Here is a 12873-nt window from a genome sequence, read left to right as displayed (position 1 = left end):
GAGAGATTAATGGCTTTAGAGGCTAATCGTTTCAAAGGCAAATCATTTCAAAAGCAAATCATTTCAAAAGCAAATAGCTTCAAAAGCTAACCAGGAAGAACAGCCTATTGACCAAGTCTAGCGGATCATCTGTTTGGCTTGGTTGATCGAATGGATAATTGACACACGATCAATGCCCTTTTGATTGGAGTCGAGAATTTGGGTCCACGCATCGATCGCTTGTTGATAGCGCATGCTAATGAAGTGATCGGTCGCCATCAACATTAATGCAGTCCGATCGTTTGGATCAAGCTGCATCGACTGATTTAATAATCTGTTGACCTCATCACTCATCACCTGAGAGCTAAGGTAATAAAGTGCAGTAGCTTTAGCGGCATAAATGCCAGAAGGCGCTTGAGGGTCTAATCGAATCGCGTAGTCGTAACAAGTGAACGCTGCATCAAACTCCCCTTTCTGCATGTACACACCACCAAGCTTAAACCACAAATCGGATTGATTCGGGTCTTGCTTAAGGCTTTTCTGAAGCTCATCTTGGAAATCTGTTGCTGTGTAACTATCGCTATCATCTAAAGGAAATTGAGGTAACTCTTGTTTAAGCTGAAACCAGACAAGCACACTCAAAACCACAGAGATAAGCGAAATCATCGCATTGCCTTTTAAATGACGGCCATTTTTGCTCGCGGCAATAACAAACGCGATAAAAAACAGACTCATTAATAGTAAAGCAACCAACAACCAGATATCCATTCCACATCCTTTTATTTAGCTTTATCTCCTACTCTATCGCTTTCGTCCTGCCTCGTTATTGATCAAAGTTTAGCGTTCGAGATTTAGAGCTCAAACTTTTGCATAAAAGCGACGGGTTAAGGTCAGCTCTAAGACCTAAACGAAGTGAGAAGAAAAATGAAATGACAGGTAATAAAAAACCGAGCACTTAGGCTCGGTTTTTTCATTAGTAAGCTTAATTACTTAACGTAATCGAGATTACTCAGTATCTTGCTCGCTATCACTTTCAAAGTCAGAAGCATCTGATGCTTGCTCTTCACTTGATTCAGAAACTTCAGCGTTGATAGTCTCAGCATCTGCTGCTTCAGCTTCGCCTTCAACAATTTCAGCTTCTTCTACTTCGTCGATGCGTTGTAGGCCTACAACATTCTCGTCTTCAGCAGTACGAATCAGTGTTACACCTTGAGTGTTACGACCCACTTGGCTTACTTCCGCAACGTGAGTACGTACCAGTGTACCTGCGTCAGTGATCATCATCATCTCATCGCCTTCCTCAACTTGAACAGCACCAACAACTGGGCCATTACGTTCAGAGACTTTGATAGATACTACACCTTGCGTTGCACGACCTTTCGTTGGGTATTCAGCTAATTCAGTACGCTTACCGTAACCGTTTTGCGTCACAGTTAAGATATCGCCTTCATTTGAAGGAACAATCAATGAAACCACTTGATCGTTTTCTGGAAGCTTCATACCACGAACACCAGAGGCAGTACGACCCATTGCTCGTACTTTGTCCTCATTAAAGCGGACAACCTTGCCCGATTGAGAGAACAGCATAATGTCGCTATCACCATTAGTAATGTCAACGCCAATCAATGAATCGTCGTCGCGTAAATTAACAGCGATTAGGCCATTAGCACGTACGTTTGCGAATTGATCCAGAGGTGTCTTTTTAACAGTACCGTCGCCTGTTGCCATGAAGATGAATTTCTCGTTAGAGAACTCAGAAACACGCAAAATAGCCGTAATACGCTCACCTTCTTCTAGAGGAAGAATGTTAATGATAGGCTTACCACGAGCTGTGCGACTTGCTAACGGTAGTTGGTAAACTTTCAGACGATATGTCTTACCACGTGTAGAGAAACATAAGATGTTATCATGAGTATTAGCGACAAGCAGACGCTCAATGTAATCCTCATCTTTCATCTTAGTTGCACTCTTACCTTTACCACCACGATGCTGAGATTCGTAATCGCTTAGGATTTGGTACTTAACGTAACCTGCGTTAGAAAGCGTTACTACAACGTCTTCTTGAGCAATCAGCTCTTCCATGTCGATGTCATGAACTGCCGTTGTGATTTCTGTACGGCGCTCGTCGCCATAGACTTCACGTACCGCTTCAAGTTCTTCACGGATAACTTCCATCAAACGCTCAGTGCTCGCAAGGATGTGCATTAGCTCAGCGATTTCTTCTAGAAGTGCTTTGTACTCATCTAGAATCTTCTCGTGCTCAAGGCCAGTTAGGCGGTGAAGACGAAGTTCTAGAATAGCTTGTGCTTGTGTTTCCGTTAGGAAGTATTGGCCATCACGGATGCCGTATTGGTCTTCCAACCAATCAGGACGAGCCGCATCAGTACCAGCACGTTCAAGCATGGAAGCAACGTTACCAAGATCCCATCCGCGAGCCACTAAGCCAGCTTTTGCTTCAGCTGGTGTTGGAGCGTTACGGATAAGCTCGATGATTTCATCGATGTTAGCCAGTGCTAGAGACAGTGCTTCAAGGATGTGTGCACGGTCACGTGCTTTCTTCAGCTCAAAGATAGTACGACGAGTCACTACTTCGCGACGGTGGTCTACGAAGCACTTAAGCATATCTTTGATGTTGAACAACTGTGGTTGACCGTTGTTCAACGCAACCATGTTGATGCCGAAAGTCGTTTGCAGTTGAGTCTGTGAGTAAAGGTTGTTCAGAACAACTTCACCTACAGCATCACGCTTACATTCAATAACAATACGCATACCATCTTTATCAGATTCGTCACGCAGAGCACTGATGCCTTCAACTTTCTTATCTTTAACCAGTTCAGCTATCTTCTCGATCAAACGAGCTTTGTTTACTTGGTAAGGAATTTCAGTAACGATAATGGTTTCTTTACCATTATTTTCTACTTCAATATTCGCTTTTGAACGCATGTAAACTTTACCGCGGCCAGTCTTATAAGCATCAACGATGCCTTTACGACCACTGATAAGTGCTGCTGTCGGGAAATCAGGACCAGGGATATAGTCCATTAGCTCATCAATAGTAATATCTTCATTATTGATAAATGCTAAACAGCCATCAACAACTTCACCAAGGTTGTGTGGTGGGATGTTAGTAGCCATACCTACTGCGATACCAGAAGCACCGTTTACCAATAGATTAGGAATTTTTGTAGGAAGTACTGCTGGAATTTGCTCTGTACCATCGTAGTTCGGTACGTAATCCACAGTTTCCTTATCAAGGTCAGCCAGGAGCTCGTGAGCAATTTTCGCCATACGAACTTCGGTATAACGCATTGCAGCCGCGGAGTCGCCATCGATAGAACCAAAGTTACCTTGGCCATCAACTAGCATATAACGCAGTGAGAACGGTTGAGCCATACGAACAATCGTATCGTATACCGCACTATCACCATGCGGGTGGTATTTACCGATTACATCACCTACTACACGAGCAGACTTTTTATATGGTTTGTTCCAATCATTACCTAGTACATTCATCGCGAACAAAACGCGGCGGTGTACAGGCTTTAGGCCATCACGCACATCTGGAAGGGCACGACCAACGATGACGGACATCGCGTAGTCTAGGTATGAACCTCTAAGCTCATCTTCAATATTTACGGGCGTGATCTCTTTCGCTAGATCGCTCATAGAGCCATTTTCCCTCTATAGTCAGATCGTATTTTTGAATACGTATAAGACCGAAAAATATAACACAAATTTACCTACGGAGGCATCACTTTCCCTCTCCTTTTACCATCTTGTGACCCTTGTAGCCAATCAATTGATGAGAAATTGCACCTCCGCGTCATATCTCGCTGAAACATGGTCACTTTACACCCAATAAATTAGCAAAATTGTAGATCTTCTGGTCAAGGCGAAAAGGCAAGCTATAATGCCTGCAATTTCATGGATGCATTATTTAACTTGGAAATGCCCGATTATGACTAAATCACAGAATGTAGACCCAGCAGAAATCAAGAAATTCGAAGATATGGCATCACGCTGGTGGGATCTAGAAGGCGAGTTTAAGCCATTACATCAAATCAACCCATTGCGCCTAAATTATGTACTAGAGAAAACCGAAGGCCTGTTTGGCAAGAAAGTACTCGATGTTGGCTGCGGCGGTGGCATTTTGGCTGAAAGCATGGCCGTTGAAGGCGCAGTAGTGACAGGTCTAGACATGGGTAAAGAGCCGCTTGAAGTGGCTCGCTTGCATGCATTAGAAACCGGCACCAAGCTAGATTACATTCAGAGCACAATCGAAGACCACGCAGAAGAAAACCCACAAACTTACGATGTGGTGACTTGTATGGAAATGTTAGAACATGTGCCTGACCCACAATCGGTGATTAGCGCATGTTCAAAGTTAGTGAAACCTGGCGGCCACGTATTCTTTTCTACCTTGAACCGGAATTTCAAATCTTACTTGTTTGCAATTGTTGGTGCGGAGAAACTATTAAAGATCGTTCCAAAGGGCACTCACGAGCACGAGAAGTTCATTCGCCCTGCTGAACTTATCAAGATGATTGATAACACACCGCTGCAAGAATTAGGGATTACAGGGCTGCACTACAACCCATTAACGGACACTTACCGTTTAGGGATAAATGTAGACGTTAACTACATCGTTCACACCCAAAATTTCGCCTAAAAAATATCGACACCCCAACCGTAAAATTATTTAGCAAATAGGCTCACGAAAAAGGTTGCAATTAACATAAGTTTGCGACTTTTTTCAGTCTAAATTTCGTGCGCTAGCTTCCATTTTGACCACCTCGATTTAAATTTAATCGTCTAAAATCCGTCGCCCATTTTGCTCAAAGATCAAGGGATTTTTTTTTATGGGCGAGCAAAAATAAAGCATCATGAAAAACCGACTTTTATACAATCAAGTCGCATCTAACTTCATCAGTTAGTGGTCACTTACAGTTTTTTTTCAATCCACCACTTATCCACAAGCACTCCCATTTCTTTACCTTGAAAAATATCGGATGTAGCACTATCTTGTAACCCAACAAACAAATGACCCCTATATGTTGTGTTTCAACTACAATGTATGGGTAGACCAAGATCACAAGGCCGGAACGTAATTTACAAAAATTACAAAGAAACACACAAAAACACGGCCTTGTTCAGTTTTGTTAGGGAAATTAAGCAGAATGAACCAACAACTTACTGTTACCAAGCGTAACGGGCGCAAAGAAACTATCGATCTAGAGAAGATCCATCGCGTGATCACATGGGCAGCTGAAGGCTTGCACAATGTTTCTGTATCACAAGTAGAATTGAAAGCTCACATTCAGTTTTACAATGGCATCACCACAACTGACATTCATGAAACAATCATCAAGTCAGCAGCGGATTTAATCTCTGAAGAGACTCCTGATTATCAATATCTAGCAGCACGCCTGTCAGTATTCCACCTACGTAAAAAAGCATACGGTGAATACGAGCCGCCTGCGCTTTATGACCACGTGACAAAACTGGTTGGTATGGGTAAGTACGATAAACACTTAATGGAAGACTACACGAAAGCTGAGTTCGACGAGCTTGACGAGTATATCGACCACAAACGTGACTTAGACTTTTCTTATGCAGCGGTTAAGCAGCTTGAAGGTAAATACTTCGTGCAAAACCGTGTAACAAAAGAAATCTACGAGAGTGCTCAGTTCCTTTACATCCTAGTTGCTGCGTGTCTATTCGCTAAATACCCAAAATCGACTCGTCTTGATTACATCAAACGTTTTTACGATGCATCATCTACGTTTAAGATTTCTCTACCTACACCAATAATGTCTGGTGTACGTACACCTACTCGTCAATTCAGTTCTTGTGTACTGATCGAATGTGGTGACAGCCTAGATTCAATCAACGCAACAGCAAGCTCAATTGTTCGTTACGTGTCGCAACGTGCTGGTATTGGTATTAACGCAGGTCGTATTCGTGCGATTGGTTCTGAGATCCGCAATGGTGAAGCGTTCCACACTGGCTGCATCCCTTTCTACAAATACTTCCAAACAGCAGTGAAATGTTGTTCTCAAGGTGGTGTTCGTGGTGGTGCAGCAACGGTATTCTACCCACTATGGCATGGTGAAGTTCAGTCTCTATTAGTACTGAAAAACAACCGCGGTGTTGAAGAGAACCGTGTTCGTCATATGGACTACGGCGTGCAGCTGAACAAGCTTATGTACTCTCGCCTTGTGCAAGGTGGCAACATCAGTCTGTTCTCTCCGTCAGACGTACCAGGCCTTTACGATGCGTTCTTCGAAAACCAAGACCGTTTTGAAGAGCTATACGTTAAGTATGAAAACGATCCTTCAGTAAAACGCGAAACAGTCAAAGCCGTTGAGCTATTCTCTCTGCTAATGCAAGAGCGTGCTTCTACTGGTCGTATCTACATTCAGAACGTTGACCACTGTAATACACACAGCCCGTTTGATTCTGAAGTTGCCCCTGTTCGTCAATCGAACCTATGTTTAGAGATCGCGCTACCAACTAAGCCGCTTTCTAACGTAGAAGATAACGAAGGCGAAATTGCATTATGTACGCTTTCAGCATTCAACCTTGGTGCAATCAATGAACTTGATGACCTAGCAGAGCTTTCTGAATTGGTTGTTCGTGCCCTAGATGCGCTCCTTGATTACCAAGACTACCCGCTTCCAGCTGCATACAAGTCAACAATGAACCGCCGTACTTTAGGTGTGGGTGTAATCAACTACGCATACTACCTAGCTAAAAATGGTGTTAAGTACTCTGACGGCAGTGCAAATGGCCTGACTCACCGCACATTTGAAGCAATTCAATACCACTTGCTAAAAGCATCTGTTGACCTAGCGAAAGAGCAAGGTCGTTGCCCATCTTTCCACGAGACCAACTACGCGAAAGGCCTACTGCCAATCGATACTTACAAAAAAGATATCGACTTAGTATGTGAAGAGCCATTGCACTACGATTGGGATTCTCTACGTGAAGAGATCATGGAGCACGGTCTGCGTAACTCTACGCTAACAGCACTTATGCCTTCTGAGACATCGTCTCAAATCTCGAACGCAACTAACGGTATCGAGCCACCACGTGGCTATGTCTCTGTGAAAGCATCAAAAGACGGCATCCTGAAGCAAGTAGTTCCTGATTTCTTAAATCTTAAAGAGAACTACGAGCTGCTTTGGAACATTGGTTCTAACGATGGTTACCTGCACCTAGTGGGTATCATGCAAAAATTCGTTGACCAAGCTATCTCTGCAAACACTAACTATGATCCAAGTATTTACGGCAGCGGTAAAGTACCAATGAAGCAACTGCTTCAAGATCTACTAACAGCGTACAAATACGGTGTTAAGACGCTTTACTACCATAACACTCGTGATGGTGCTAAAGACGACCAAGGCGATGCAGTTCAAGTGCCAGAAGAAGATTGTGAAGGCGGCGGTTGTAAGATCTAAACTGCAATAAACATTAAGACCCCAGAGAAGTTATCTTCTCTGGGTTTAAAGCATTAACAGGGTCCGTTTTATTACGGATCTTTAAAGGATTTGAGGCATTTATGGCTTACAGTACTTTTTCTCAGAAAAAAAATGATCAACTAAAAGAACCAATGTTCTTAGGTCAGTCGGTAAACGTTGCACGTTACGACCAACAAAAATTCGAGATCTTCGAAAAGCTTATCGAGAAGCAGCTTTCTTTCTTCTGGCGTCCAGAAGAAGTAGACGTGTCTAGCGACCGTATCGACTACAACAAGCTACCTGATCATGAAAAGCACATCTTCATCTCTAACTTGAAGTACCAAACGCTTCTAGATTCTATCCAAGGCCGCAGCCCTAACGTTGCCCTGCTTCCATTGGTATCTCTACCAGAAGTGGAAACTTGGATTGAAACTTGGTCTTTCTCTGAAACGATTCACTCTCGTTCTTACACGCACATCATCCGTAACATCGTGAATGATCCAGGCGTAGTATTCGACGACATCGTTGAAAACGAAGAGATCCTTAAGCGTGCGAAAGACATTGCGTTTTACTACGACGATTTAATCAAGCTAACGGCTGACTACCACCGCTACGGTGAAGGCAACCACAGCATCAACGGCGAAGACGTTAAGGTTTCACTTCATGACCTGAAGAAGAAACTTTACCTATGCCTAATGTCTGTAAACGCACTAGAAGCAATCCGTTTCTACGTGAGCTTTGCATGTTCATTTGCATTCGCTGAGCGTGAGCTAATGGAAGGTAACGCTAAAATCATCAAGCTAATCGCTCGTGATGAAGCGCTTCACCTAACTGGTACTCAGCACATGATCAACTTGCTACGTAACGGTCAAGACGATTTCGCATTCATGCAAATCGCAGAAGAGTGCAAGCAAGAGTGTTTTGACCTATTTAAAGAAGCAGCCGAGCAAGAGAAAGAGTGGGCAGAATACCTATTCAAAGACGGCTCTATGATAGGTCTGAACAAAGACATTCTTTGCCAATACGTTGAGTACATTACCAACATCCGTATGCAAGCGGTTGGTCTAGGTACTGCTTACCCAGAAGCAACGTCGAACCCAATCCCATGGATCAACGCTTGGTTATCTTCAGATAACGTACAAGTTGCTCCGCAAGAAGCTGAAATCAGTTCTTACCTAGTTGGTCAAATCGACAACGAAGTAAAAGCTGACGACTTTGAAGGATTTGAGCTGTAATGCCGACAATCAAAATCAACAAGCTGACTTCGATTGAATCTAACCCTTCAAACACTCTGTTGGAAACAATGGAACAAGCTGGGTTAGAACCAGAATACAACTGCCGAGATGGTCACTGTGGTGCATGCCGCTGTACGTTGGATTCTGGTGAGGTTGAGTACGTTGGTTTTGCTATGGCTTACACACAAGGCGATGAGATTTTGCCATGCATCTGCAAAGCAAAAACCGATTTATCGCTGAGTAACGTGATTCACAGAAGCAAACAGAAGCGCGCCTAACCTATTCGATTTAAGTTCGTTTGCTTAGTTTTATTTGGTTTCGCTTTAGATAGAGTCACGTAAGTTCAAACGCTTTTAAAAGCAACACTTAATCAAAGATGATAAGTATTAAAAAGGGTTCGCCTCCTCTTGGAATGCGGACCCTTTTTCTATTCGTGTCTTTAGATCTCAACCACCAAGCCAAACCAGATCGTTACTGTTGAATCAGGTTAAGAGTCACAGAGCCAATGTAACAAGCGCTTCGACACTCTCCACAGCCATTGCACTTATTTTGAACGACCGTAGGCAACTCTCCTGCTTCAATGTGTATCGCACCGACAGAACACGCGGTTTGGCACGCATTACAATCCATTTGCATGTAGTTATTGCAGCTATCAGCAAAGCTAGGTTTCAAGTCGATGTAAGGCGTCACTGTTTGATGAAGTGCGCCAGTCGGACACACTTCAGTGCATTTGTTACACATAGAACAACTGTTGTAATCCAAATTCAGCAGCGCACTGCCTTCTAGCATCTCAATAACGCTATTCGGACACGCTTTCTCACACAGCCCACAACCGTCGCAAAGACGCTCAAACAGCACCTCATCGACCGCCCTAGGTGGCCTAGCATGTAGGCGCAGTGATTTCTCTTCATAACTTGCCGCAGCTTTAACCGGCTTAGAGAGTCGAGTTAAGAAACCACGTCTATTTGAATTTATTTGCTCAGGCATTAGTCGATATATACCTTTTTAGTGGCAACGTTTAAATCATATTCAGATGTTAATTGATTAAGCCAATCTATTACATCATTTGATAATTTCTTATAAAAAGATAACTCTGATACTGAATTAAATTTTTCTAAATAAACAGAGGACCAAGTTAATAAATGATACTCTAACAATTCACGAGATGAATCAATATTATTGTTTTCTAACAAATACGCATGGGCGAATAACATTAAACCAAATTGATCTTCTGGCTCTCTTAAACCTGTATCCAATTCAATTTGGTTTAATTCTAAAAACTGTCGATATTCCACAGTCGATGCACCAAACACGACACGGTCTTTATCTAGGTACACAGACCCCCAAGGCGGAGCTGGCATGTCTCCAACGCCTTCAAACAAGCGGCTGAACTCTGCAGCTAGCGCATCTTCCTGTTCGTTTTGAAGTGCCAGTAAACAACCTTCTGATAAGACTTGGCTCTCTACTAGTGCCTGAACAATATCTAATAACTGTTCTTTATTTGTTGCTTGATAAAATAATGAACCGAGCAATTTATGCGTATCAATAATCATTCTTATTTATACCGTCATTGGTTTAACGACAATTATATAAATACGACGACTGGATTCTTTGATCTATTTTATACATTCGATTCATAAGATTTAAATTCCTCTCTTATTTGATGCCAATCAATCAATAATCAGAAATAAAAACATAGAAGCCAAACTACCTATAAAGTGCTAGCTATCAATAACAATAGGCATCTTAGAATGACGAATAAGAAAGAATCTGGGGTAATGAATCTTACTCGAAGAGGCTTCATGAAAGCTTCTTCGGCGGTAGGTAGTGCAGCCGCACTCGCGGGCGGTATCGCTTTACCTTTCAAATCCAAACCAGTAGCGGCTGCGGTTGCTGAGAACGTGGATGAGAAAATCGTATGGAGTGCATGTACGGTAAACTGTGGCTCTCGCTGCCCACTGCGTATGCATGTGCAAAACGGTGAAATCAAATACGTAGAAACCGACAACACAGGTACTGACGAATACGGTCATCACCAAGTGCGTGCTTGTCTACGTGGTCGCTCTATGCGCCGCCGTGTTTACAACCCAGATCGCCTCAAATACCCAATGAAACGAGTGGGCAAACGTGGTGAAGGTAAGTTCAAGCGTATTAGCTGGGAAGAGGCTTTTGATGAAGTCGCTGGCACTATGCAACGCCTTATCAAAGATTACGGTAACGACACTATCTACCTAAACTACGGTACAGGTACGCTTGGTGGTACGGTCACTAAGTCTTGGCCACCAGCTCAAACGTTGATTGCTCGCCTAATGAACCTAAGTGGTGGCTACCTAAACCATTATGGTGACTACTCAACAGCGCAAATCACGAAAGGGTTGAGCTACACCTATGGTGGTTGGGCAAACAACAACTCTTTCTCTGACTTAGAGAACACTAAGCTTAACATCCAATTTGGTAACAACCCTGCTGAGACTCGTATGTCTGGCGGCGGTCTGATCCACCACTACGTAGAAAGCAAAAACAAGTCAAACGCAAGAACGATCATCATCGACCCACGCTACACCGATACTGCCGGTGGCCGAGAAGATCAATGGATCCCAATTCGTCCTTCTACCGATGCTGCATTGGTAGCGGGTCTTGCACACGTGATGATCACTGAAGACCTAGTCGACCAACCGTTCCTAGACAAATACTGTGTCGGTTACGATGAGAAGACCCTTCCTGCATCAGCGCCTAAAAACAGTGACTACAAATCTTACATCCTAGGTTTAGGTGAAGATGGCGTAGAGAAGACACCAGAGTGGGCTTCTAAGATCACAGGCATTCCGGTTGATACTATCGTGAAGCTTGGCCGTGAAATGGGCACAGCGAAACCGTGTGCTATCCACCAAGGTTGGGGCCTACAACGTACTGCGAACGGTGAGCTAGCGTGTCGTGCAATCGCGATGCTGTCGCTACTAACCGGCTCTGTGGGTGTGTCGGGCGGTTCTACCGGTGCCCGTGAAAGCGACATCAACATTCCGTTTGTGCGCTTCCCTACTGTGCCAAACCCAGTTGAAACGTCTATTTCAATGTTCATGTGGACAGACGCTATTTACCGTCACCATGAAATGACTGACATCACCGACGGTGTTCGCGGCGCTGAACGCCTTAAGAACCCAATCAAGATGATCTGGAACTATGCGGGTAACTGTATTATCAACCAGCACTCAGACATCAACAAAACACATGAGATCCTTCAAGATGACACCGCATGTGAAATGATTGTTGTAGTCGATAACCACATGACGTCTTCTGCGAAATACGCCGATATCATCCTGCCTGATTTAACAACATCAGAGCAAGACGACTGGTGTATGGATGGTAAAGCAGCGAATATGCCTTACTTCATCTATGCACAGAAAGCGATTGAACCTCAGTTCGAAGCAAAATCTATTTACGAGATGTGTACTCAACTTGCTAAGCGCATGGGCGTAGAAAAAGAGTTCACAGAAGGCCGAACTCAAGAGCAATGGATCGAGCACCTTTACGCAGAAACTCGTAAGAACGATCCAACACTACCAACCTTCGAAGAGATGAAAGAGCTGGGTATCTACAAGCGTAGCTACGACCACCACTACATCGCTTACGAAGATTTCCGTAAAGACCCTGAAGCAAATCCGCTTACTACACCAAGTGGAAAAATCGAGATTTACTCAGAGCAACTGGCTGATATCGCGAAGACTTGGAAGCTAAAAGAAGACGAAGTGATCCACCCGCTTCCGATTTACGCGGACTCTTTTGAAGGTCATAACGATCCACTAGCAGAGAAGTACCCACTACAGCTAACTGGTTTCCACTATAAGGCTCGTACTCACTCAACTTACGGCAACGTTGCAGAGATCAAAGCTGCAGCACCGCAAGAGTTGTGGATCAACCCAATCGATGCGAAAGAGCGTGGTATTGAAAGCGGCGACATGGTGAGTATTTTCAACGACCGTGGCGAAGTACATATTCCAGCGAAAGTGACACCAAGGATTCTTCCTCGAGTTGTCGCACTAGGCGAAGGTGCATGGTACGCACCCGATGGTCAGAAGATCGACCATGCAGGCTCTATCAACGTGCTGACTACTCAGCGCCCGAGCCCACTTGCTAAGGGTAACCCTCAGCATACAAACCTAGTTCAAATCAAAGCGCTAAAGAAAGCATAAGGTAGGTTG

9 protein-coding genes are annotated in these 12873 nt (G+C 43.8%); 5 read left to right on the top strand and 4 right to left on the bottom strand.

Annotated elements, in window-relative coordinates:
• Positions 1–117: 117 nt before the first annotated feature.
• Positions 118–747 (bottom strand): TPR domain-containing protein, encoded by a 630-nt coding sequence (locus OCU50_RS05450; RefSeq protein WP_060467483.1) that lies wholly within the window; start codon positions 745–747, stop codon positions 118–120.
• A gap of 237 nt (positions 748–984) precedes the next feature.
• A complete protein-coding gene (gyrA, locus tag OCU50_RS05445; protein ID WP_060467482.1) occupies positions 985–3645 on the bottom strand; it encodes a DNA gyrase subunit A in 2661 nt (886 codons plus the stop codon).
• A gap of 292 nt (positions 3646–3937) precedes the next feature.
• Between gyrA and ubiG the strand changes: the two genes are divergently transcribed.
• From ubiG to yfaE, 4 genes are all read left to right on the top strand, one after another.
• Positions 3938–4648 carry a bifunctional 2-polyprenyl-6-hydroxyphenol methylase/3-demethylubiquinol 3-O-methyltransferase UbiG gene (gene ubiG / locus OCU50_RS05440; protein WP_060467481.1) on the top strand — a complete coding sequence of 237 codons (711 nt, stop codon included), beginning with the start codon at positions 3938–3940 and terminating at the stop codon, positions 4646–4648.
• A gap of 508 nt (positions 4649–5156) precedes the next feature.
• Complete coding sequence (nrdA, locus tag OCU50_RS05435; protein ID WP_060467480.1) at positions 5157–7439, top strand: class 1a ribonucleoside-diphosphate reductase subunit alpha; 2283 nt, start codon at positions 5157–5159, stop codon at positions 7437–7439.
• 101 nt (positions 7440–7540) lie between these two features.
• The gene (nrdB, locus tag OCU50_RS05430; RefSeq protein ID WP_060467479.1) at positions 7541–8674 is read left to right on the top strand and encodes a class Ia ribonucleoside-diphosphate reductase subunit beta; all 1134 of its coding nucleotides are present in this window, start codon (positions 7541–7543) and stop codon (positions 8672–8674) included.
• On the top strand, positions 8674–8952 hold the full coding sequence (gene yfaE, locus OCU50_RS05425; RefSeq protein ID WP_017632068.1) for a class I ribonucleotide reductase maintenance protein YfaE: 279 nt from the start codon (positions 8674–8676) through the stop codon (positions 8950–8952). The genes nrdB and yfaE overlap by 1 nt, the downstream gene beginning before the upstream one ends.
• A 193-nt stretch (positions 8953–9145) precedes the next feature.
• Here the strand turns inward: yfaE and napF are convergent, their stop codons facing one another.
• On the bottom strand, positions 9146–9661 hold the full coding sequence (napF, locus tag OCU50_RS05420) for a ferredoxin-type protein NapF (protein ID WP_060467478.1): 516 nt from the start codon (positions 9659–9661) through the stop codon (positions 9146–9148).
• Positions 9661–10227 carry a molecular chaperone TorD family protein gene (locus OCU50_RS05415; protein WP_060467477.1) on the bottom strand — a complete coding sequence of 189 codons (567 nt, stop codon included), beginning with the start codon at positions 10225–10227 and terminating at the stop codon, positions 9661–9663. Before OCU50_RS05415 ends, napF begins: the two co-directional genes overlap by 1 nt.
• Before the next feature lie 198 nt (positions 10228–10425).
• On the opposite strand from OCU50_RS05415, the gene OCU50_RS05410 reads away from it, so the two are divergent.
• Entirely contained in the window at positions 10426–12864 is a 2439-nt protein-coding gene (locus tag OCU50_RS05410; RefSeq protein ID WP_060467476.1) for a DmsA/YnfE/YnfF family dimethyl sulfoxide reductase, read from the top strand.
• Positions 12865–12873: the final 9 nt, after the last annotated feature.

Origin of the sequence: Vibrio toranzoniae, assembly GCF_024347655.1 — a bacterium.
In the GTDB taxonomy this organism is placed as follows: Bacteria; Pseudomonadota; Gammaproteobacteria; order Enterobacterales; family Vibrionaceae; genus Vibrio; species Vibrio toranzoniae.
The sequence above is the reverse complement of the archived record's forward strand: the minus strand, read 5'-3'. Positions and strand labels throughout refer to the sequence as shown.